Source organism: Agrobacterium larrymoorei, from assembly GCF_030819275.1.
Lineage (GTDB): Bacteria > Pseudomonadota > Alphaproteobacteria > Rhizobiales > Rhizobiaceae > Agrobacterium > Agrobacterium larrymoorei_B.
The window spans coordinates 780,587-801,749 of record NZ_JAUTBL010000001.1; the positions used below are offsets into that span (position 1 = coordinate 780,587).

General features: G+C 57.9%; 22 protein-coding genes. 8 read left to right on the forward strand and 14 right to left on the reverse strand.

The genetic code is table 11. The features are described 5' to 3' along the window. Positions 1-136: 136 nt before the first annotated feature. The 3 genes from QE408_RS03605 to QE408_RS03615 all read right to left on the reverse strand — a co-directional run bounded on the left by QE408_RS03605 (position 137) and on the right by QE408_RS03615 (position 2,272). The gene (locus QE408_RS03605; protein WP_306928616.1) at positions 137-1,090 is read right to left on the reverse strand and encodes an acetyl-CoA carboxylase carboxyltransferase subunit alpha; all 954 of its coding nucleotides are present in this window, start codon (positions 1,088-1,090) and stop codon (positions 137-139) included. A gap of 63 nt (positions 1,091-1,153) precedes the next feature. Further along, positions 1,154-2,107 (reverse strand): site-specific tyrosine recombinase XerD, encoded by a 954-nt coding sequence (xerD, locus tag QE408_RS03610; RefSeq protein WP_306928618.1) that lies wholly within the window; start codon positions 2,105-2,107, stop codon positions 1,154-1,156. 12 nt (positions 2,108-2,119) lie between these two features. Further along, complete coding sequence (locus QE408_RS03615; protein WP_306928620.1) at positions 2,120-2,272, reverse strand: hypothetical protein; 153 nt, start codon at positions 2,270-2,272, stop codon at positions 2,120-2,122. A 290-nt stretch (positions 2,273-2,562) separates the two neighbouring features. Between QE408_RS03615 and QE408_RS03620 the strand changes: the two genes are divergently transcribed. Together QE408_RS03620 and aroB are read left to right on the forward strand one after the other, a co-directional pair. Further along, the gene (locus QE408_RS03620; RefSeq protein ID WP_306928622.1) at positions 2,563-3,144 is read left to right on the forward strand and encodes a shikimate kinase; all 582 of its coding nucleotides are present in this window, start codon (positions 2,563-2,565) and stop codon (positions 3,142-3,144) included. Positions 3,145-3,148: 4 nt separating this feature from the next. Continuing rightward, entirely contained in the window at positions 3,149-4,279 is a 1,131-nt protein-coding gene (aroB, locus tag QE408_RS03625; protein WP_306928624.1) for a 3-dehydroquinate synthase, read from the forward strand. 30 nt (positions 4,280-4,309) lie between these two features. Here aroB and QE408_RS03630 read toward each other — a convergent pair whose 3' ends face one another. Next, positions 4,310-4,591: a BolA family protein gene (locus tag QE408_RS03630; protein ID WP_113180105.1), complete on the reverse strand. Its 282-nt coding sequence runs from the start codon at positions 4,589-4,591 to the stop codon at positions 4,310-4,312. 165 nt (positions 4,592-4,756) lie between these two features. Here QE408_RS03630 and QE408_RS03635 point away from each other — a divergent pair, with 165 nt between their 5' ends. The 4 genes from QE408_RS03635 (at position 4,757) to QE408_RS03650 (ending at position 9,480) form a co-directional block, all read left to right on the forward strand. Further along, positions 4,757-5,383, forward strand: a complete 627-nt coding sequence (locus QE408_RS03635; RefSeq protein ID WP_306928630.1) for a J domain-containing protein — start codon at positions 4,757-4,759, stop codon at positions 5,381-5,383. A 64-nt stretch (positions 5,384-5,447) separates the two neighbouring features. Continuing rightward, on the forward strand, positions 5,448-6,437 hold the full coding sequence (gene cobS, locus QE408_RS03640) for a cobaltochelatase subunit CobS (RefSeq protein ID WP_296099443.1): 990 nt from the start codon (positions 5,448-5,450) through the stop codon (positions 6,435-6,437). Between the two features lie 102 nt (positions 6,438-6,539). Beyond that, the gene (gene cobT / locus QE408_RS03645; protein WP_306928633.1) at positions 6,540-8,447 is read left to right on the forward strand and encodes a cobaltochelatase subunit CobT; all 1,908 of its coding nucleotides are present in this window, start codon (positions 6,540-6,542) and stop codon (positions 8,445-8,447) included. A 52-nt stretch (positions 8,448-8,499) separates the two neighbouring features. Next, positions 8,500-9,480, forward strand: a complete 981-nt coding sequence (locus QE408_RS03650; protein ID WP_373465506.1) for an esterase-like activity of phytase family protein — start codon at positions 8,500-8,502, stop codon at positions 9,478-9,480. 194 nt (positions 9,481-9,674) lie between these two features. Here QE408_RS03650 and QE408_RS03655 read toward each other — a convergent pair whose 3' ends face one another. From QE408_RS03655 to ftsE, 10 genes are all read right to left on the reverse strand, one after another. Next, positions 9,675-11,198 carry an aldehyde dehydrogenase family protein gene (locus tag QE408_RS03655; RefSeq protein ID WP_306930177.1) on the reverse strand — a complete coding sequence of 508 codons (1,524 nt, stop codon included), beginning with the start codon at positions 11,196-11,198 and terminating at the stop codon, positions 9,675-9,677. A 28-nt stretch (positions 11,199-11,226) separates the two neighbouring features. Further along, on the reverse strand, positions 11,227-12,111 hold the full coding sequence (locus QE408_RS03660; RefSeq protein WP_306928635.1) for an NAD(P)-dependent oxidoreductase: 885 nt from the start codon (positions 12,109-12,111) through the stop codon (positions 11,227-11,229). A 122-nt stretch (positions 12,112-12,233) separates the two neighbouring features. Next, positions 12,234-13,145, reverse strand: coding sequence for a LysR family transcriptional regulator (locus QE408_RS03665; RefSeq protein WP_306928636.1), 912 nt, complete (start codon positions 13,143-13,145; stop codon positions 12,234-12,236). A gap of 63 nt (positions 13,146-13,208) precedes the next feature. After that, positions 13,209-14,366, reverse strand: coding sequence for a M20 aminoacylase family protein (locus tag QE408_RS03670; protein WP_306928638.1), 1,158 nt, complete (start codon positions 14,364-14,366; stop codon positions 13,209-13,211). A 54-nt stretch (positions 14,367-14,420) separates the two neighbouring features. Then, positions 14,421-14,939 carry a hypothetical protein gene (locus tag QE408_RS03675; protein ID WP_306928640.1) on the reverse strand — a complete coding sequence of 173 codons (519 nt, stop codon included), beginning with the start codon at positions 14,937-14,939 and terminating at the stop codon, positions 14,421-14,423. Continuing rightward, positions 14,936-15,763 (reverse strand): DUF3100 domain-containing protein, encoded by an 828-nt coding sequence (locus QE408_RS03680; RefSeq protein ID WP_306928641.1) that lies wholly within the window; start codon positions 15,761-15,763, stop codon positions 14,936-14,938. Before QE408_RS03680 ends, QE408_RS03675 begins: the two co-directional genes overlap by 4 nt. A gap of 392 nt (positions 15,764-16,155) precedes the next feature. Then, entirely contained in the window at positions 16,156-16,944 is a 789-nt protein-coding gene (locus tag QE408_RS03685) for a lysophospholipid acyltransferase family protein (RefSeq protein ID WP_306928644.1), read from the reverse strand. 257 nt (positions 16,945-17,201) lie between these two features. Then, a complete protein-coding gene (locus tag QE408_RS03690) occupies positions 17,202-17,888 on the reverse strand; it encodes a YdcF family protein (RefSeq protein ID WP_373465481.1) in 687 nt (228 codons plus the stop codon). 69 nt (positions 17,889-17,957) lie between these two features. Continuing rightward, positions 17,958-18,959, reverse strand: a complete 1,002-nt coding sequence (locus QE408_RS03695) for a cell division protein FtsX (RefSeq protein WP_306928647.1) — start codon at positions 18,957-18,959, stop codon at positions 17,958-17,960. Then, entirely contained in the window at positions 18,952-19,611 is a 660-nt protein-coding gene (ftsE, locus tag QE408_RS03700) for a cell division ATP-binding protein FtsE (RefSeq protein ID WP_062427619.1), read from the reverse strand. The genes QE408_RS03695 and ftsE overlap by 8 nt, the downstream gene beginning before the upstream one ends. Before the next feature lie 206 nt (positions 19,612-19,817). Between ftsE and QE408_RS03705 the strand changes: the two genes are divergently transcribed. Both QE408_RS03705 and hpt read left to right on the forward strand, forming a co-directional pair. After that, positions 19,818-20,486 (forward strand): FxLYD domain-containing protein, encoded by a 669-nt coding sequence (locus QE408_RS03705; RefSeq protein ID WP_306930178.1) that lies wholly within the window; start codon positions 19,818-19,820, stop codon positions 20,484-20,486. Between the two features lie 73 nt (positions 20,487-20,559). Next, on the forward strand, positions 20,560-21,105 hold the full coding sequence (hpt, locus tag QE408_RS03710) for a hypoxanthine phosphoribosyltransferase (protein WP_306928652.1): 546 nt from the start codon (positions 20,560-20,562) through the stop codon (positions 21,103-21,105). Positions 21,106-21,163 lie beyond the last annotated feature (58 nt).

Sequence of the window (21,163 nt, forward strand, 5' to 3'; positions counted from 1 at the left end):
TAATATTACATATTAACGCGAGACAAAAGCACGTTTGCGAGAAGGCAAGGGTATCGCACTTCGGCTGAACCACGAGAAAGCAAAAAGCGCACCGAAAGCGGCGCGCCTTTGCAAACAAAAAACAGTATCGAGTGAATTATAGGCTGCGCCCGATATCCAGAAACTTCTGACGACGTTCGGCGCGCAGCTGGCTTCCGGACTGAGGTGTCAACTCCTTCAGTGCCGCTTCGATCGTTTTGCCGGTCGCGGCAATAACGCTTGAAGGGTCGCGGTGTGCACCACCGATTGGCTCTGGGATAATGCCGTCGATAACGCCGAGCGCCTTCAGGTCGTCTGAGGTGATCTTCATGTTGGTTGCGGCCTCCTTGGCGCGGGTCGAATCGCGCCAGAGGATGGAGGCTGCGCCTTCGGGGGAGATCACCGAGTAGATTGCGTGTTCGAGCATGTAGACACGGTTGCCGGTGGCGATCGCGATGGCGCCGCCAGAGCCGCCTTCGCCGATGACGACGGACACGATCGGCACCTTGACGTTCAGACACATTTCCGTCGAGCGCGCGATGGCTTCCGCCTGGCCGCGTTCTTCAGCTCCGACACCTGGGTAGGCGCCAGCTGTATCGATGAGCGTCACGACGGGTAGAGAGAAACGGTCGGCCAATTCTAGAACGCGGATCGCCTTGCGGTATCCTTCCGGACGCGGGCTCCCGAAATTATGTTTGAGGCGCGACTTGGTGTCGTTGCCTTTTTCCTGGCCGATAATGGCGACCGGCTGGCCGTTGAAGCGGCCGAGGCCTGCCTGAATGGCAGCATCTTCGGCAAACTTGCGGTCGCCGGCAAGCGGCGTGAAATCGGTAAAGAGGGCACTCGCGTAGTCGATGAAGTGCGGGCGCTGCGGGTGGCGCGCGACCTGCGTCTTCTGCCAGGCATTCAGCTTGGAGTAGATATCCTGCATCGCATCGTTGACGCGCGCTTCCAGCCGCGAAATTTCCTCGGACGTATCGATGCTCTCGTCTTCGGCGGCCAGTTTCTTCAGTTCAAGAATCTTGCCTTCCAGGTCCGAAATGGGTTTTTCGAAGTCGAGGTAGCTGAGCATGAGATCCGTTTCCGATCGTTTTGCGCAAGGTTTGACCGGGCTCTCCCGGCGGTTCCGGTCGCTCTAATCAAGGTTTTTACCCTGTTTGGCAAGAGGGTGGTGTGTTTGAACCAACTCTTGAAGGCGTTCTTCCAACACATGTGTGTATATTTGTGTCGTGGAAATGTCCGAATGGCCGAGCAGTTCCTGCACTGCGCGCAGATCCGCGCCGTTCTGCAGAAGATGGCTGGCAAAGGCGTGCCTAAGCACATGCGGCGAGACGGCAGACGGGGTTAATCCTGCGCGGATCGCGATATCCTTCAAGTCACGGCCGAAGACCTGACGGGGCAGATGACCCTCCTTGCTGGCAGCGGGAAAAAGCCAGGGGCTTTCCTCCTGCGGCTTGCCCTTCGGTGTCAGCGCCTTGCGGGCCTCATCATATCTTTCCATCGCTTCGATTGCCGTGCGTGACAACAACACGACCCGGTCCTTATTGCCCTTGCCGCGGATCATGAGGAAACGGCCTTCGTGACGCAGGACCTTTGCCGGCAGAGAGACGAGTTCGCTGACGCGCATGCCCGTGGCATAGAGCAGTTCTAGCAGTAGGTGCATTCGGATCCGTCCCAGCTGTCCAGGCCCCTCTTGGCTCGCCTCTTCCGCAGCTTTGGCCAGAAGTGCCGTGACGCTCGCGACACTCATGGTTTTGGGAAGAGCGCGGCCTTTGCGTGGCGCGTCCAATATGCCGGTTGGGTCGTCGTTTCGAACACCCTCCGAATAAAGAAATTTGTAGAACTGCCGGAGCGCGGAAAGGCGCCTCGCCTGCGAGGATGCGGCAAAGCCTTGATCGGAAAGATGAGCGAGATAGGCCGATAGGTCGGCTGTGCTTGCTTCGGTCAACGACGTCTGGCGAGATGAGAGAAACTCCATCAGGTCGCTGAGGTCGCGCTCATAGGAGGCAAGCGTGTTCATCGCCGCGCCACGCTCGGCGCTCATCATTTCCAGAAAGCCTTCCAGCCGTGCGTGATCCTGGCGAGACATGGCTTTATGTCCTCAAGGTGTGGGCGGGTTGAGACGCTCGGAAGGAATGCGCACCGTGACTTCCCGCTCGCGCGGCTTCACCAGCGAGACAAGCGACACCATGCTCCCATAGACAATGCCGGCAATCGCCGCGAGGATGAAGATGAAACGGAAAAGGGTGGGCATGATCACTCCGCAGCATTTGGTCGCCTTGCCTGTCGGAACATATTGGCAAGGGCATGGCGTCGCCCGAGAGTGTTGCGCCTGACAATCGGCGTCATCCTGTCGGGCTATTTCTGTGGCCTAAAGCGCGCCGCGATCTTTCAGATTCGCGCTTTAGGCTTTAGGTTCTTGTTTCATCGCATGTCGTTGTCGCAAAACCGCTGCACACTTTTCCGCGACATGCTTATAAGACGCGATTTGGCTTGACGCTTGGTAAACATTTGAAGATACCGAAGCCAAATGGGCCATCTTTCATGAGCGAAACCAACTTATCCCTTCCCCAGAGCCTGGGAGAAAAAGCGCGTGCCGCCCTTGGCAGGCGCAACGTCGTCTTCGTCGGGCTGATGGGCGCGGGAAAATCCGCCATCGGCAGGTCGGTCGCGCATCAATTGAAGATCCCCTTCGTCGATACGGATGACGAAATCGAGCGTGTCTCGCGCATGACGATCTCAGAGCTTTTCGCCACCTACGGCGAAGAAGAATTCCGGGCGCTGGAAACGCGCGTCATCAAGCGGCTACTTCGGGGCAGCGCAAAGGTGGTTTCCACTGGTGGGGGAGCTTTCATCAATGAAAACACCCGCAGACACATCAAGCGTGGCGGCGTTTCGCTCTGGCTCAAAGCCGACCTCGAAGTGCTTTGGGAACGCGTCAACAAGCGGGATCATCGCCCCTTGCTGAAGACCGAAGACCCCAAAGCAACACTCGCTGCCCTGATGGAAAAACGTTACCCGATCTACTGCGAAGCCGATATTACGATTGAATCCCGCGATGTTCGCAAGGAGATCATCGCGACGGAAGTTCTAGAAGCCATCGCCAGCCTCAACAAGAAAGCCTGATGCCATGCCCTCTGCCATCCAGACCGACGAGCGCCTCGTTCATGTTCCGCTGGGTGAACGTGCTTATGACATTCTCATCGGACCGGGCCTGATCGCTCGCGCCGGTGGAGAGATTTCCTCACGGCTGAAGGGAAAGCGCGCTGCGATCATCACCGATGAGCACGTTGCGCCGCTATATCTCGAAACATTGATGGATGGTCTGCAAACGGATGGCATTGAGGCCGTATCGCTGACCCTGCCCGCCGGCGAAAAGACCAAGAGCTTCGATCATCTCGTCACCGTCTGCGATGCCATCCTCGCCGCACGGATCGAGCGCAACGACGCGGTCATCGCACTTGGCGGCGGCGTCATCGGTGATCTGGCAGGCTTCGCCGCTGGCATCGTTCGCCGCGGCGTTCGTTTTGTGCAGATTCCGACCTCGCTTCTGGCGCAGGTGGATTCCTCCGTCGGCGGCAAGACCGGCATCAACAGCCGCCACGGCAAGAACCTCATCGGCGTCTTCCATCAGCCAGATCTTGTTCTCGCCGATACCGCTGTTCTCGATACGCTGAGCCCGCGCGAGTTTCGTGCAGGCTATGCCGAAGTGGTCAAATACGGCCTGATCGACAAGCCGGAATTCTTCTCCTGGCTTGAGAAGAACTGGGCTGAGATCGAGAAGGGCGGGCCTGCCCGCATCGAAGCGATTGCCACAAGCTGCCAGGCGAAATCCGACGTGGTGGTTGCGGACGAAAAGGAAAACGGCGTTCGGGCGCTATTGAACCTCGGTCATACCTTCGGCCACGCGCTGGAAGCGGCGACCGAATATAACAGCGCGCGTCTGGTTCACGGAGAAGGCGTTGCCATTGGCATGGTGTTGGCGCACCAGTTCTCCGCCCGCATGAACCTTGCAAGCCCGGATGACGCGAACCGCGTCGAAGCGCATCTGAAGGCGGTGGGTCTGCCGACCTCGATGAAGGATATCCCGGGCCAGCTGCCGCCTGTCGACATGCTAATGACGGCCATTGCTCAGGACAAGAAGGTCAAGGGCGGAAAGCTTACCTTCATCCTGACCCACGGCATCGGCCAGTCTTTCGTGGCGGATGATGTCGCGGCATCGGAAGTGCAGAGCTTTCTATCGGAGAAGCATCCCGGCTAACGCAGCGGCGGGAATAAACGCCTTAGATGGTTAGAACCGCGTCGGCTCTCCCGGCGCCGCGGCTTCTATAGCAAGTGCGTGCAGGCCTGCATCCAGTTCGGGCTTCAACAGTCCATTAATTGCACGATGACGATCCACGCGGGACTTGCCGGAGAACTGCTCGGACACTATCTGAACACGCATATGCGTCTCGCCCGTGCCGGTCATATCCGGTTGGTGCCCCGCATGCATGTGGCTTTCATCGATGACATTCAGGCGATCCGGCAAAAATGCTTCCCGCAGCTTGTTTTCCATGCGTTGGCGCAGGGACATGGCATCCATCTCCTGATGATCGCGTTGTTAGAGCCTGTTTGGAAGCTCGGCGGCGGAGAGCCGATCGGTTTCCACACAGGCCTAAAGGGGCTCCCTAAAAGCCTGTAACATTCCGCTTTGTCAATTCTTGTTGTGCACCCTTTTGCGCACCATAATTGGGATATCATGAAACTGGATTCGAAATATTTCGACCGCATCCGCACGCGTCGCAAAAGAGAGCAACCGCCGGAGGCTCAGGCCCCCGTCTGTCAGTGGGATGGATGCGACAAGCCTGGTAATCACCGTGCACCCGTTGGCCGCAACGCCGAGGGGAAATTCTTCATGTTCTGTTTCGAGCACGTGAAGGAGTACAACAAGGGCTATAATTATTTTTCGGGCCTCTCCGATAGCGAGATCGCCCGTTACCAGAAGGAAGCGATCACTGGCCACCGCCCGACCTGGACAGTGGGGGTCAACAAGACCGCGCGAGACAGCCCGCTTCATTCCACCTTGCGCTCGGGTGCTGCAAATGCGCGCATCCGGGATCCCTTCGGATTTACCAATGGTTTTGGCGATGGAAAGGCTGGCGGCCAGCGGATCCAGCCGGACCGCAAACTGAAAACCCTGGAGGCAAAAGCCTTCGACACGCTCGGGCTCGAAGCCGGTGCAAAGCAGGATGACATCAAACGGCGTTACAAGGAGCTTGTCAAAAAGCACCATCCTGATGCTAATGGTGGCGATCGCGGTTCGGAAGAGCGTTTTCGGGCTGTAATTCAAGCCTACCAATTGTTAAAACAATCGGGTTTCTGCTAAGCCCTTTTTGTGATTGCCTTATGAAGATGTGGCCCGGGTGGTTGCTACCCGCCTTGGAGACGTGATGAGCAAAATTGACCTTGATATTACCAACCTGCCGGATACGACTGTTTCTGTCCGCGAGGTCTTCGGTATCGATACGGATCTGCGTGTTCCGGCTTACAGCCAGGGCGACGCCTATGTGCCAGATCTGGACCCGGACTATCTTTTCGACCGCGATACGACGCTGGCGATCCTTGCAGGCTTTGCTCATAACCGACGTGTCATGGTGTCCGGCTTCCATGGCACTGGTAAGTCCACCCATATCGAACAGGTCGCAGCGCGCCTCAACTGGCCGTGCGTGCGCGTCAACCTCGACAGCCATGTCAGCCGTATCGACCTCGTCGGCAAGGACGCCATCGTCCTGAAGGACGGCAAGCAGGTCACCGAGTTCAAGGACGGAATTCTGCCCTGGGCCTACCAGCACAATGTCGCGCTCGTCTTCGATGAGTATGATGCGGGCCGCCCCGACGTCATGTTCGTTATCCAGCGCGTTCTGGAATCGTCCGGCCGCCTGACGCTGCTCGACCAGAGCCGCGTGATCCGCCCTCACCCGGCCTTCCGTATTTTCGCAACCGCCAACACCGTTGGCCTTGGCGATACCACCGGCCTTTATCATGGTACGCAGCAGATCAACCAGGCACAGATGGACCGCTGGTCGATCGTCACGACGCTGAACTATCTGCCGCACGAGCAGGAAGTGAACATCATCGTTGCCAAGGTGAAGAGCCTCGACAACGAGAAGGGTCGCGAGACCGCATCGAAGATGGTGCGGGTTGCGGATCTCACCCGCTCGGCTTTCATCAATGGCGATCTCTCGACCGTGATGAGCCCGCGTACCGTCATCACCTGGGCAGAGAATGCGGAAATCTTCGGCGATCTCGCCTTTGCCTTCCGCGTCACCTTCCTCAACAAGTGCGATGAGCTGGAGCGGACCCTGGTGGCGGAACAGTACCAGCGTGCTTTCGGCGTCGAGTTGAAGGAAAGCGCGGCAAACATCGTTCTCAGCGCCTGAGCTTCGGCAAAAGCCGGAGGATCATCTGAGACGTGAAGACGAAGACGCTCCCGCGTGGCTTTCGAAGTCTGCGCGGAGCGTTCAGAATCGGCAGGAAAGACCATGGCAGCGCGCGGCGATAATTCGAGACCAAAATCTGGCACGGTGATCGACACCGAACCGTTGCGTCAGGCAATCACCGGCTGCGTGCGTTCGGTGGCGGGCAGTTCCGAAGTCGAAGTGGTTTTCGCCAATGAGCGTCCGGGGCTTGCGGGCGAGCGGATGCGCCTGCCGGAGATTTCCAAGAAGCCCACGGCGCAGGAAGTGGCGATCACCCGCGGGCTTGGCGATTCCATGGCGCTTCGCCTTGCATGCCACGACAGCGATGTGCACGCGACGATGTCGCCGCAGGGTGCGGATGCACGGCAGATTTTCGACGCCGTCGAGCAGGCGCGTGTGGAATCCATCGGCGCACTGCGCATGCCGGGCATGGCGAACAATATTCGTGCGATGAACACGGAGAAATACGCCAAGGCCAATTTCGGCAATATCAACACCCAGGAAGATGCACCGATTGCCGAGGCCGTCGCGCTTATGGTGCGTGAAAAGCTGACGGGCGAAAAGCCACCGGAAAGCGCCGGCAAGATTCTCGATGTCTGGCGTTCCTTCATCGAAGACAAGGCGTCTGGCGATCTCAAAGACCTCTCTACCGTTATCGAGGATCAGAAGGCCTTCTCCAAGCTCGTTCGCAAGATGCTGACCTCCATGCAGATGGCGGAGGATTTCGGCGACGAGAATGATGAGCCGGAATCGCAGGAGGCCGAATCCGACGAGGATCAGCCCCGTAGCAACGAGCAGCAGGAAGAGCAGGTCGAAGAAGACGCTGGCTCCGATGCTGCCCCTGCCGAGGAGAGCGAAGCCTCGCAGGAGCAGATGGAAGACGGCGAGATGGATGGCGCCGAGATGTCGGAGGACGAAATGTCCGACGATCTCGACGAGGATTCCGAGACGCCAGGCGAAACCCGTCGCCCGAACAGCCCCTTCGACGATTTCAACGAGAAGGTCGATTATCGCATCTTCACCCAGGAATTCGACGAGGAAATCCACGCCGAGGAACTCTGCGACGAAGCAGAACTCGATCGTCTGCGCGCTTTCCTCGACAAGCAATTGGCCCATCTTCAAGGCGCTGTCGGACGTCTGGCAAATCGTTTGCAGCGCCGCCTGATGGCGCAACAGAATCGCTCCTGGGATTTTGATCTGGAAGAGGGCTATCTCGATCCGGCACGTCTGGTGCGCCTGATCATCGACCCAATGCAGCCGCTTTCCTTCAAAAAGGAGCGCGATACGAAATTCCGCGATACGGTCGTCTCGCTTGTCATCGACAATTCCGGTTCGATGCGCGGACGGCCGATCACGGTCGCCGCAACTTGCGCCGATATTCTGGCGCGCACGCTGGAGCGCTCGGGCGTGAAGGTGGAAATCCTTGGCTTTACAACCAAGGCCTGGAAGGGCGGCCAATCGCGTGAGCAGTGGCTGGCCAATGGCAAGCCACCGTCACCTGGCCGCCTCAACGATCTGCGCCACATCATTTACAAGAGCGCGGATGCTCCATGGCGTCGCGCACGGCGCAACCTCGGGCTTATGATGCGCGAAGGTTTGCTCAAGGAAAACATCGACGGCGAAGCATTGATGTGGGCGCATAACCGCCTGATCAACCGGCCGGAGCAGCGCAAGATCATGATGATGATCTCGGATGGTGCGCCGGTGGACGACTCGACGCTTTCGGTCAATCCGGGCAATTATCTCGAACGGCATCTGCGTGCTGTGATCGAGCAGATCGAGACGCGTTCGCCTGTGGAGCTTCTTGCGATCGGCATCGGCCACGATGTGACGCGCTACTACCGCCGCGCCGTCACGATTGTGGACGCGGACGAGTTGGCTGGCGCCATGACCGAACAACTTGCCGCCCTCTTCGAGGATACCAGCGCAAGCTCCGGCAAGCCATCCCGCAGGATGCGCCGTGCGGGATAGGCCACCTCGCGGCGGCGACGGCGATACTCCCCGCCGGTCTTCCGGCAAAGTCATCGGCGCGCTCTTCTTTGCCCTTGCGATCCTGGCCCCGGCGGCGATTGGGGCCTCTTCCCCCGAAGTCGCGGTGACGTCCACACCAATCAAGGATTTTCTTTTCGGATCGAGTGAGACGCATTTCGGTATGCTGGAGTTTATCGGCGGCCTGTCGATGCGTTCATCCGATCCCGCCTTCGGGGCAATTTCCAGCATTCGCCTCAGACCGGACGGACGCAGCTTCGTTGCCGTTCTGGATACCGGCCACTGGATGACCGGTGAGATTGAACGCGACAGAAAAACGGGCGTCCTCTCAGGCGTTTCGATGGTTCGCGTCGACCCGATGCTGAACGAGACCGGAACCACTGCGCGTAGAAAGGTGGACATGGATGCGGAAGGCTTGGCACTGCGGGGCAATCATCTCTATGTCAGCTATGAGCAGTTCCACCGCATCGGCATTTATCCCGACAAGGATTTGGCAGATGCCAAGCCAAGCGGCAGGCTCCCGCATCTGATCCCGAACAACGCGTTAAAGCGCAATGCTGGGCTGGAGACGCTCGTCGCTTCACCGGAAAATTCGCCGTTGAAGGGCGCGCTGGTTGCAGTGGCGGAAGATAGCGTGGACGGAAGCGGCAACCTCTACGCCGCCATCTTGGAGGGACCATTGAAGGGTCTGTTCGCCGTGAAGAAGCATGGCGATTTCGCCGTCACCGACGGTGCTTTTTTGGCAAATGGCGACCTGCTCTTGCTGGAGCGCCGCTTCAATTTCAGCGAAGGCGCGGGCATGCGCATCCGCCGTATCGATGGCAAGGATATTCTCCCAGGTGCTGTCGTCGATGGAGAAACACTGATCGAGGCTGGCCCGTCCTATCAGATCGATAATATGGAAGGCATGGATGTGGTGACCCAACCAGACGGATCGACCCATATCATCCTTGTCTCGGACGACAACCACTCATTTCTCCAGCGAAACCTGATGCTGGAGTTCAAGCTGAATTAGTTTTCCGAGGAGATGCTTGGGGTGCCGGACCAAGCATTCCTGCAGCATCTGCCCGAAATCGGAACCGACTATCGAGCCGATGATGCAAAAAACTGGTGGCAGATTGCTCGTTCTTTGTTGGCGATTAAATCCCTTCATCGAACACGGGAATCATGGTCGTCTGAAGCCGGAATTTTCCGGCTCCAGAACGAGCCTTACGCGACATATCCGAAGGTGATGCCCGGTGCTACCGCAGTCTCGACCCAGATGCTTTTCGTCTGGGTATAGGCCATCAAAGCGTCCCTACCGCTTGAGCGACCATACCCGCTCTTTCCAAAGCCCCCAAACGGGGACATGACGCTGATTGTCTTGTAGCCGTTGATCCAGAAGGTTCCGGCGCGCACCTGGGAGGCGACGCGATGTGCTCTTGCGACATTGTTCGTCCAGACCGCACCCGCAAGGCCGTAAGGATTGTTATTGGCTAGTGCAACCGCTTCCTCTTCCGTGTCAAATGGCGTCACGCCGACAACCGGCCCAAACACCTCTTCACTGAAGAGAGTGGCACTTGGAGCCACGTTATCAAGAATGGTTGGCGCAAAATAGAAGCCACCCGTTTCTTCCAGTGACTGCGGGCGGCTGCCGCCAGCCGCCAAGGTTGCGCCCTCATTGAGGCCGAGCGTCACCATCTCTGCAATCTTGTTCCATTGACGCAGATTGTTGATGGGTCCAACCTGAGTCGTATCCTCAAATGGATTGCCAACAGGAATTCGATTGGCCGCAGAGGCATAACGTGCGACGAACTCCTCGTGGATCGAGCGCTGAACGAGGAGACGGGAACCCGCAACGCAGCTTTGGCCAGCGCCGCCGAAGATCGCCGATTGTGCCCCGAGAATGGCCCGGTCGAAATCGGCATCGTCAAACACGATGTTTGCCGACTTGCCGCCCAGTTCCAGAATGCACGGAACCACATTTTTTGCTGCCGCCGCTGCGACAAGCGATCCTGCATGAGCTGAACCGACGAAGACCACAAGCCCGGTTCGGGAATGCTTGATGGCAGCCTGTCCCGCTGTTGCGCCTTGTCCTGCGATAACATTGACGAGACCGCGCGGTGCGCCGGCACGTTCGCACAGCAGGCCGAGAATGAGAGTGCTGAGCGGTGTGAGTTCGGAAGGCTTGATCACGACGCCATTGCCTGCACAGATGGCGGGCGCTATCTGCCACCCCCCCGTAAACAAGGGCGCGTTCCAAGGGGTGATCTGAACCACGACGCCGATCGGTTCGTTACGCGTGTAGTTCAGATGCGAGGTGGGAACGGGGATCACTTCCCCATGCAATTTATCGCACCAGCCAGCATAATACTCGAACATTTCCGCGACTTTGAGGACCTCGCCGCGGATATCGCGGATGGGTCTACCGGCGGAACGACTTTCGATTTCGGCAATGTTGGCAGCATTGTCACGAATTTGGCGCCCGATCTCGAACATGATGCGACCGCGCGCGGATGCGGTGAGCTTCGTCCATTCCGGTTGCGCTGCGTCCGCAGCGTCCATCGCCGCATCGACGACCGACTGACCAGCGTCCGCAAACTCGGCAAAGGTCCGACCGGACGAGGGGTCTGTAAGGCTTAGCGTTTCACCTGCGCCATACACGATCTCACCGTTTACGAAGCTGCCGATTTTGTCGGTCTTGAAAAAGCCCGTGAAGAGTTCGCGAACGCGCGGGCCTTGATCCTCTGTCATATTCATGATGTTCATTATTCTCACGACCCTATTTTGAAGATGGTTTGAAGGCACCCATGCGGGTGAAGTCGTCACTGTCTTTCAACTCGGATTTGCTCCACAACTGGCTCACAAGTTCGGCTATGGGAAGTTCTGCCCCCGTGCTCCGCGCCAGTTCGCTCGCAAGGCGAACATCCTTGCGCATCAGGCCCATGGAAAAGCCGCTGTCAAAACGGTCGGACATGATCCAGGTGGGAAAATGCACCTCACTGATCATCGACTTTCCAGATGCCGCATTCAGCACACGCAAGGCAGCTTCCGGATCAATGCCGCTCGAAAGCGCGAGTTTGAGTGCTTCGCTCGTGGTGATCATGTGCGCTGCTGCGAGAAGATTGTTGATCAGCTTCGCAACATTCCCAGATCCGCTTGCGCCGACGTGAAGCACCTTTGCGGACAGAGCCTCGATGACTGGCCGGGCGAGTGCGGCATCTTTTTCCGCTCCACCAATCATCATTGTCAGCTTTCCAGAAGCGGCTCCAGCCGGACCGCCGCTGACCGGTGCGTCCAGAAAACCATGATTCAGCTCCGCCAAACGACGCGCCAATTTGCGGCTGACATCCGGCTCGGAGGTGGATGTGTCGATAATGATGATGCGCGTGCCACTTCGCTGCTCGAGAATATCGATGTGTTGATCGATAACGGCTTCGACGTCTTTTGCTGTTGGGAGTGAAAAGACAAGGAAGTCACTCACTTCGAATGCCGCAGCAATCGTCTCTAAAGGTCCGACTGCCGATTTGGCTGCAAGGATGCGACGCTCCTGCGAAAGGTCAAAGCCGAGGGTGCGGAAGCCTTTCGATGCCAAAGTCGTTGCCATGCCGATTCCCATACTGCCGAGGCCGATGACCCCTACAGTCGCTTGCATCTCTGCCGACATTCAAATCCCCTTTATGAGCGTTCAGCCCTGCTGATTTTGATAGGGCAAACCTCTCATCTTCATGGAAGAGCCGGTAGTCGGAACGTGGGGAACAACGCGTTGCAGCAGGAGCAACGCCTCCTTTACACCTTGAAGGCAGCCATTACCGAGGCGAGATGACTTGCCAGGCGATCCACAGAAGTGGGAAGTCTTCGACGGGCTTTGACGATAAGGTGCGCACTTGCCTGCGCCAATAGCGGGTCGCTCAGTTCGGCAACGCCAAGTGCCGAGCGGGAGAGTTCCGTCGCTACGGAAAAGTTTGGCAGGAACGTTACGCCGAGTTCCGCTATGACGAAGCGCCTCAACACGTCGATCGAGGGTGTCTCCACCAATGGTGCGACTGCCATCCCGCAGTCTGCGGCCACGCGAGCGACAAGCTGCGTCACCCCATGTCCTTTGCTCAGCAGCGCATAGGGGCTTTCTGCCATGCAATCCTGGAGCCTGATACTTGGACGGGCAAGCAGTGGGTGTCCGTTCGGTGCGACGAGACACAGCGGCTGTCGAGAAATGGCGAGCGACCGTAGTCGCGTATCAATGACGGGATTATAGGCGATGCCGATGTCGGAATCGCCGTTGACAACCGTGTCCAACACATCGTCGGTGCTGCCCAGGGTCAGTGAGTAGGCCACCAAAGGGTAGCTCTTCACGAAGGTCTTGAGCCCGTGCTCAATCATGTCGCCGAGAAACCCTTCGCCGCAGCAAATACGGATGCGAGCCTGCTGGACACTACGCAACTGGTCGAGTTGCTCGGAGTGAAGATTTCTGTCTTCGATCACCCTTTGTGCATGCTCTAATACCAGCCGGCCAGCATCGGTCAGGCCTACGCCGCGACTGCTGCGCTCGAACAGGGGAAGCCCGACGTTTCTCTCTGTTTCGGCGATTTGCCGGCTGACAACCGACGCGGCAACATGCAGGAGTTCTGCCGCGCTTCGGATCGAACCCGTTCGCACGACGGCGGTGAAGATCCGGAGAGCTTTGGCGTCAAGCGTTTCCATCAGCGCATATTTCGCGGCAGCGGCGATCCTGTCAATGTATTCGGCTCAAATCCTCGATAGCCGTCAAGCTGACTCAAGTTGATCTTGGACCAGTGCTATCCACATGTTCGCCCCAAGAGGCAAAACATCATCGTTGAAATCGAAGAAGGGCGAATGCAGGCCCGGGTTGCTCCCGCTTTTCCTTGCGCCTAGCCAGAAGTAACAACCGCGTTTTTCCCGCAGCATGAAGGAAAAATCCTCCGCCGCCATGCTCGGATCCGCATCGACAACCTTAATGCCCGGCACTCGGGGCGCTAGGTGGCGGATGATGGCGGCGCAGGCTGGGTCGTTGGTTGTTGCCGGATAGCGGCGCAGGTAGTCAATCTCCACCATGCATTCGAACGCGGAAGCGATTGCATTTGCAATTGCTGCTAGGCGTTTCTCTATCGTTGCGCCAACCTGCTCATCGAACCAGCGGGTCGTACCTTTGACAACGACCTCTTCCGGTATGACGTTCCACGCATCGCCGCCATGAACTTGCGTTGCCGATACGACCGCGCTTTGCAAGGGGGAAACGTTACGGCTCGCGATGGTCTGGAGCGCTGAGACAATCTGCGACGCGGCCACAATCGGGTCTGCACCCTCATGCGGCATCGCACCATGGGCACCGCGTCCCGTGACTTTGATCTCGAAGATGGCGAATGCGGCCATCATTTCTCCATCACGCGCCACACATGTTCCGAGATCCAAGGCGGGCCAATTGTGCATGCCATAGATGCCATCCATGACGAAGTCCCGGAAAAGTCCGTCCTTGACCATAGCCTGGCCGCCGCCATCATTTTCTTCAGCGGGCTGGAAGACGAAATGGACGGCGCCATTGAAGGCCTGTGAAGAAAGCGATTTCGCCGCCGCGAGAGCCATGGCCACATGACCATCGTGACCGCAGGCGTGCATTTTTCCGGCGACGCGGGATGCATATTCGACGCCACTTTTCTCCATGATAGGGAGGGCGTCGATGTCAGCGCGAATACCGATGGCCTTCGAGGACATGCCGCGTTTTAAGCTGCCCACCACGCCGGTTTTGCCATAACCGGTTTTTACCGCGTAGCCCCATTCTGCCAATCGTGCAGCGATGAAGGCGGATGTTTCCGTTTCCTCGAAGCCCATTTCAGGATTGCGGTGCAGATGACGCCGCCAGTTCACGGCCTCAGCAACATCCGCGTTATTGAGAAATGTCCGCACCGGCTTTCCTTCGATTAAAATGCCGGTCGCTCTCCATATGCGACCGGATTATTTTTATTGACCCGTGAGCCGCAGTGAAAGATCTGCGATCACGACCGATCCCATGAAGGTTCCAAACATCACGCAGACTGCTACGATAACGATCTTCCAACCGGACTTTCTGGCGATGTCGAACTCACCTTTGGTCAGCGCGAGGCCGCCATAAGCCAGAGCAGGCGTTGCAAGGGCCAGGAAGTTCAACACGGTGACCTTCTCGAGAACCCAGGCAGAGCCTGGGACGAATGGCAACGTCACGATGATGGCCAGAAGCGAGGTCCAGGCTACACCGGGCAGGTAGAATGGCAGGTAGCGCGCCAGGACGAGGCCTGCCACCGACACTAGATACAAGATCGCCATGCCGGGCAGTGCGACAAGCGGATTGACGCCTGTCGCGATCCAATTTGCAACAAGCCCGATGACACAGGCGATGACAAGAAGGCCCGAGTAGTTGGCGAGATTGATCCCGCGCTCATCTTCGGCGTGGGTAGGAAGTTGCTCCTCAAGGGAGGAGGTTTGGACCGAGTTCATGCTCATCTTGTCTCTCCTTTGACTACCCAGTTGGCCGGATCGTTCGGACGTGCCTTCTTGTAGAGCCATTCCGTCAACGGAAGAGCCACGAAAAGGCCAACATAAAGACCGGTGGCATATGTCAGGATGTTACTGGCAGCTGCGAGCGCCAAAATGACATCCTTGTTCTCTGGCAAGACAGAAACAAGGCCGCCCGTGCATGCGGCAAGCATGCTTCCCGAACCGACGCCGCACGACATGGCCAGTGCACGGTAATCGAACCAGCCCAGCGACTGAATAAGAGGCGGCACAATGGCAAAGACGAATGTGCCAATCAAAGTACCCGTCGCGTACACACCCATGGCTCCTGCGCCTTCCGGGCTGTTGAGGCCGAAGCGATCCGCGATCACAGCCAGGTTCGGCTCGCGGTCAATCGAATAGGTCGCCCCGATCGATTCCCGACCCATTTTCAAGAGGAAAACCGCAACGGGGAAAGCAATGACGATGGTTCCAAGATTACCGAGTTCTTGGACGACGAGTGCCGGACCGGCTTCGATGATCTTGTCGATCTGGGGCCCGACAGTGGTACCGAACTTGGCGATGAACGGCATGATGGAAATAGTGATCATCGTGCCGGCCAGCTTCACAGCGTCCGAAGGAATAAGCGCTGCGGTCTTTTTCAAGATATTAGGATTGAGCGCGATGCCCAAAGCGAAAGCGTAAAGAATTGGCAGGAATACAACGGTGCCAATGCCGATTGGCAGTCTCAGTATGCCGATATATTCGGAAACGATGACGATGGCCAGCACGACGCCGTGAAGCCACCATCCTTTCAAGGATGTCGTGTTCATGATTGTTGTCCCTCTGGTCAGTGCGGCGCTCGCTTCTTTTGCTTTTGTCAGCCGTCAGAAGGAATTATGACTGCGGCTGACGCTATTGGAAGCCCGAAGAAGCGCAACGTCGTGTTGCAAGGCCAGCAACGCGACGATCGCCAGCCTTGGTCGCAGGTCGCCCGGATTGCGCTGCTCCAGCGACGTCAACACGCACAAACACTTTCAAAACCGGAGGTTCTAAGATCGGCGTCATCCGTTCCCAGCTCTTAGGTATTTGGTTTCAGCATGTCATGTCATGGCTTGGGGTTTGTCTATAACGGGGCGTCCTATCGGGCGCGCAAAGGACGCTTTACCCCTTGGAAACTACACATCGTGCCTTAGACCCGAACGTGGGACATCGCTAAGGCAATTCAGCCTCGCGAAAAACCAAGCTCGGTGAGCCGCTTCTGCGCGGTCGGCGGCATGGGAAGGTCAGGATTGTTGCGCGCAGTCTCGATCAGGAGTTCGTCGCTTGCCTTCTCCGTGACTTCGATCAGCGTCTTGAAGAAGGTATCAGGATCGAGTCCCGGCTGGATCGGCGGCAGGATACGGACCTTGAAGTGGCCCGGATAGCGCATGGTGGACCGGCGCGGCCAAAAGAGGCCGGGATGCATCGCGACCGGCACAACCGGCACTTTGAGATCGCGATAGAGCCGCGCGATTCCGTAGCGATATTCAGGCTCCGCCCCTGGCGGACGTCGTGTTCCTTCCGGATAAATGATCAACTCACGACCCTTGGCCATCTCCTCCTTGGCGCGGTCCATGACCTTCAGCATGGCCTTGCCACGTGCAGCACGATTGACGGGGATCATCCGCTGCTTGGCGACATACCAGCCAAAGAGCGGGATCCACATCAGCTCGCGCTTCAGGATATAGACCGGGTCTTTCAGATCGGGCAGCAGCGCGTAGGTGTCCCAAAAAGATTGGTGCTTCGGCGCGAAGATACATCCGGTTGCCGGAATGTTTTCCAGTCCCTCCACCTCGAAAGTCGTTCCGACAATCGTCTTCATGAGCCAGTGGTTGGAACGCGCCCAGTTCTTCGGGATCTCATAGGCAAGTTTGCGTGGCACGAGGAAGTAGATCGGCGTCAGCACGATCATGCGCAGGATGAGATTGAGATAGAAGAAAGTGTTGAACAGAACCGAACGTAGTCTGAGCATGTGTCTGGTATCTCCGGGCGCTTGAGCCGAAGACGGGTGCCTCTTCACGCCAGCGCAGATGGGCAACGCCTACACGATACGGGGGCCATGCAGCAAGACCTATCCGCCGAGAAGGAGGCCTGACGAGACGGGCAAGATGTTTTGGAGCGACCGCTCAGACCCCGGCGCGATCTTCCAAACTCGCGTCTTACGCGACGAGTATTGGTCTCGTCGCAAGTGATGCCGCAGCACCGCTTCACGCTTTTGCGCGACAGGCTTTAGTCCCTCAGGCCGTTGCCCTTGCCGATCCCTGTCAGGTCGCGGAGAGCGGCGACGACGAATTTCGCGTATTCGTACATCATGGTGCGCAACACGTCAGGATTGGCAAACCAGTTGGTGCGGCTCAAATCGGAGTTGATGACCGGATAAGCGATGAATTCCGTATTGGGGCTGGCGCTTCTAAGCTCATGCAGGCTTCGATGCATATGGTAGTTGTTGGTGACGACGACGATAGACGTGTAGCCCTTATCGCGGATCCAGCCTGCCGCCTCATTGGCGTTGCCGATCGTGTCGATCGCCTTGTAACCCATATCGACACAGCAGGCGAAGAGATCGGGCGAACTCTGCGTCATCTTCCGGATCTGCGCGCGTGTCGTGGATGGGTTGACGCCGGAGATCAGAAGCCGCTTGCCGACCTTATCGCGCAACAATCCGACCGCCTGGTCGATCCGCTGATAACCCCCGGTCAGGACGATAATGGCATCGGCTCTTGCGCCTTCCGGTGGGCGCATGGTTGCAACGGAATCGGCAAACCAAAGAAATCCGCCGAAGACGGCACCGGCGGTCACAACAAAAATGAGGATGGCGACGCGGATGAAGCGGCGCAAGGGCCCGCGTCGCGAGAACAATCGGTTCCGCGGCGAATCAGCCATATGATCGTGCCGGTCTATGCGACTCATTGCCATGAGTTACCATAAGCAGGGACTATGGCAAGGAACAGGCGGTTGTGCCCGGCCCTCAACCACCAAACCTGCTTACAAGCCATCGCTCTTCGACGGGTCTGAACGGATGCGGTCGATCTCGTCGATGGTACGGATCACCGTCATGCGCGCCGTGATCGTCGTCAGCAGCGAAATGATGATCATGGTTGCGAGAATGCCGAGATAGCCGTCGATGCCGACCGAGAAGGAGCCGAACAAGGCGGTCGCCTGGTCGCTTTGCGGTGTTGCAAGGGAGCGCGACTGCCAGAAGCCGGCGGCAACGAAGACGAGCGCGGCAACAGCACTACCCGCCCCCGATCCCTTGAGGCTGATCTTCAAAAAGTGCTTCTGGAATTCGCGTGCGACGAATCCGCTTTCGGCGCCGACGAAATGCAGCACCTCGACAATATGCCGGTTGCCGGACAGTGCCCCGCGCGTGGCAAAGATCACCGTCAGCACCATGGCGGTGAAGACCAGCACCAGCACGCCCACACCGATCATCACTGTCGTATGCGCCATGGAGACCAGACGATCCACCCAGGTGCGGTGGTCGTCGAGAAAGGCCTGTGGGATTTCGGTCTTCAGCATTGCCCGCATGGCTTCGAAGTCCGGCGGGTTGTTTTCATCGATGGTGATAATCACGAGACGCGGGACCGGCAGCTCAGACAGATCGAGCCCGGAGCCCAGCCATGGCTCCAAGAGGCGGCTTGTCGCGGCATCGTCCATGATCGTGCCTTCGCGGGTGCCGACAAAACCCAGCGCCAGATTGCGGGCCTTGTTGAGCGCCGCATTCATATCGAGGCCGTCTTCGGGTTTGATCTGAATGGTGATCTCACGCGAAATCTGGCTCTGCCAGCTGGCGGCGGTGGCGCGCACCATGCTGACGGCACCGAGCGTCAGACAGGCGAGAAACGCCATGATGGCAATAACGACGATCAGCGCATTGCCCTGAATGTTGGAGGGCGGCAGGATCGGCGCCATCGGGCGGATGCGCATCTGTGGTGCGCCCTGCTGCGGCGCTCTCGGCTTTAGCGTCTTGCGGTTCATCTCATTCATAGATGTCGAGCCGCCCTTCGGTCAAAATCATCCGGCGTGCATCCACCTGATCCATCAAGCCGAAATCATGGGTGGCGATGACGACGGCAGTGCCCAGACGGTTGAGTTCCAGAAAGAGATTAAGCAGTCTCTTCGCCATGGGCGGATCGACGTTACCGGTCGGCTCATCGGCCAAGAGGATTTCCGGCTGGTCCATCAGCGCGCGTGCGATTGCGGCGCGCTGCTTTTCCCCGCCCGAAAGGATGGCGGGAAGAACGTTGACGCGCTCTCCGAGCCCGACCCACTTCAAAAGCTCGATCACATCGTTGCGATAGGCGCTTTCTTCCTTGCCGCGAACGCGCAAAGGCAAGGCGACATTCTCATAGGTGGTCAGATGATCGAGCAGACGAAAATCCTGAAACACGATGCCGACGCGCCGGCGCAGCATTGGAAGCTCGCTTCGCGGGATGCGTGAGATATCGCGGTTGAACATGCGGATATGGCCGCGAGTCGGCTGCAGCGACATCAGCAGCAAGCGCAGAAGCGTCGTCTTGCCCGCGCCGGACGGACCGGTCAGGAACTGGAAGGACCCTTTGGGAATATCGAAGGTCATGTCCCTGAGAATTTCAGGGCCCATACCGTAACGCAGCCCGACATTTTCGAAATGGATCAACGCTTTTCCAGTCTCTTTCTTTTCCGGTCCGCTTGAGCGTCTTCGAATCTCCGCCCATCGCTTCTTGCCCGCGAGTGGCGGGAAACGCGGCTCGAAGCAAGCGATCTTTGCGAAGCGTTAACCAATTAAATTTACGACTGGTCAAGATTCCTTTCAATGCCCAGGGTGAACTTGGGCTGAAAAACTGACCAAGGGACTTCATGGCTATGTTCCGTCCATTTCGCAAACAAACGGCACATGATTACGACCTTTTGATGCCAGATACGCCTGTACGGCCAAAGACAAGAGCCGCTATGCGACCGGAAACGATCGACGCCGACTTCGTGACCGTAAAGGAAACGGTCTATCGTGACTACGGAAACGACAATCGACGCAAGGCTTATCAACAAGGCAAGCACAGAACTGTCGGTGCGCTCGAGACGTTTGAAGCGATGATCGCATGGGTCGACCGCAAGCTCTCCTCGCTTTCGGTCGATGGCTATTCGGCCGTTGTCGCAGCCGCAGCCGTTGGCATGTTTTTCATGTCCGGTGGCTTTTCCGTGCTTCCAACGAACACACAGGCCGTCGCAGCGGCACCGGACCCACTCGCCATCACCCATATCAGCATCACCCCGCAGGATGCAGGTGGCATGGAAGTTCTGGTGATCAACGGGATTGTCGACAACAGGACCGACAACATTCAGGAGGTCCCCTCCATCCGCGCCGATCTCTTCGCCGCGAAGGGAGAGAAGGTCGCAAGCATGCTGATCGAGCCACCCGTCCCCGAAATTGGACCGGGCCAGAGCCACGGCTTCTCGGCAAAACTGCGCCATCCCGGTGGAAAAACGCCGGAAATCAAGCTTTCCTTTATCGAAACGGATGCTTCCGCCCGCTGACTGTGCTACCGCAACCCCTTCATTCCATCCGCCGGCAGGATCTGTCTGGCTGCGGAGCAATGCAGGAGATACCATGCCCGTCGTTCGTGGAAAAAACATCGAGCCGCTTTACACAGCCGACCAGATCGCCGAGCGCAACCGCGATATGGCAAAGCATATCGCCCAGGGTCCGACGAAGGATCTGCTGGTCATTGCGGTGTTGAAGGGCTCCTTCATTTTTGCTGCCGACCTCATCCGCGCCCTGCACGATAGTGGACTTGCACCGGAAGTCGAGTTCATCACACTCTCCAGCTATGGCACCGGCACCGTTTCGCAAGGCGTGAAGATCGTCAAGGATATCGATAGCGACGTAAAGGATCGCGACGTTCTTCTGATCGACGATATCCTCGAATCCGGTCGTACCCTGCGTTTCGCCAAGGAACTGCTCTACGAGCGTGGCGCCCGTAACGTCTCCATTGCCGTGCTGCTGGACAAGAAGGTCAAGCGCAAGGAAGATCTGGAAGCTGACTTCGTCGGTTTCGAGTGCCCGGATTACTTCGTCGTCGGCTACGGTATGGATGTTGCCTACGCTTTCCGCGAACTGCCTTTCGTCGGCGTCGTCACTGGCGACGTGGAATGATCTGTTTTCTCAAAAATCGGTCATAACGAAAAAGGGCTCCCGAAGGAGCCCTTAATCA

Bases quoted from the DNA above. Each gene is read 5' to 3' on its own strand.
- QE408_RS03680 (WP_306928641.1), bottom strand. From the start codon at position 15,763: ATGAACACGACATCCTTGAAAGGATGGTGGCTTCACGGCGTCGTGCTG.
- QE408_RS03690 (WP_373465481.1), bottom strand. From the start codon at position 17,888: ATGGCAATGAGTCGCATAGACCGGCACGATCATATGGCTGATTCGCCG.
- QE408_RS03705 (WP_306930178.1), top strand. From the start codon at position 19,818: ATGTTCCGTCCATTTCGCAAACAAACGGCACATGATTACGACCTTTTG.
- cobT (WP_306928633.1), top strand. From the start codon at position 6,540: ATGGCAGCGCGCGGCGATAATTCGAGACCAAAATCTGGCACGGTGATC.
- QE408_RS03665 (WP_306928636.1), bottom strand. From the start codon at position 13,145: ATGGAAACGCTTGACGCCAAAGCTCTCCGGATCTTCACCGCCGTCGTG.
- QE408_RS03660 (WP_306928635.1), bottom strand. From the start codon at position 12,111: ATGTCGGCAGAGATGCAAGCGACTGTAGGGGTCATCGGCCTCGGCAGT.
- QE408_RS03620 (WP_306928622.1), top strand. From the start codon at position 2,563: ATGAGCGAAACCAACTTATCCCTTCCCCAGAGCCTGGGAGAAAAAGCG.
- aroB (WP_306928624.1), top strand. From the start codon at position 3,149: ATGCCCTCTGCCATCCAGACCGACGAGCGCCTCGTTCATGTTCCGCTG.
- QE408_RS03635 (WP_306928630.1), top strand. From the start codon at position 4,757: ATGAAACTGGATTCGAAATATTTCGACCGCATCCGCACGCGTCGCAAA.
- QE408_RS03615 (WP_306928620.1), bottom strand. From the start codon at position 2,272: ATGCCCACCCTTTTCCGTTTCATCTTCATCCTCGCGGCGATTGCCGGC.
- cobS (WP_296099443.1), top strand. From the start codon at position 5,448: ATGAGCAAAATTGACCTTGATATTACCAACCTGCCGGATACGACTGTT.
- QE408_RS03605 (WP_306928616.1), bottom strand. From the start codon at position 1,090: ATGCTCAGCTACCTCGACTTCGAAAAACCCATTTCGGACCTGGAAGGC.
- xerD (WP_306928618.1), bottom strand. From the start codon at position 2,107: ATGTCTCGCCAGGATCACGCACGGCTGGAAGGCTTTCTGGAAATGATG.
- QE408_RS03655 (WP_306930177.1), bottom strand. From the start codon at position 11,198: ATGACAGAGGATCAAGGCCCGCGCGTTCGCGAACTCTTCACGGGCTTT.
- QE408_RS03695 (WP_306928647.1), bottom strand. From the start codon at position 18,959: ATGAATGAGATGAACCGCAAGACGCTAAAGCCGAGAGCGCCGCAGCAG.
- QE408_RS03630 (WP_113180105.1), bottom strand. From the start codon at position 4,591: ATGTCCCTGCGCCAACGCATGGAAAACAAGCTGCGGGAAGCATTTTTG.
- QE408_RS03675 (WP_306928640.1), bottom strand. From the start codon at position 14,939: ATGAGCATGAACTCGGTCCAAACCTCCTCCCTTGAGGAGCAACTTCCT.
- hpt (WP_306928652.1), top strand. From the start codon at position 20,560: ATGCCCGTCGTTCGTGGAAAAAACATCGAGCCGCTTTACACAGCCGAC.
- QE408_RS03685 (WP_306928644.1), bottom strand. From the start codon at position 16,944: ATGCTCAGACTACGTTCGGTTCTGTTCAACACTTTCTTCTATCTCAAT.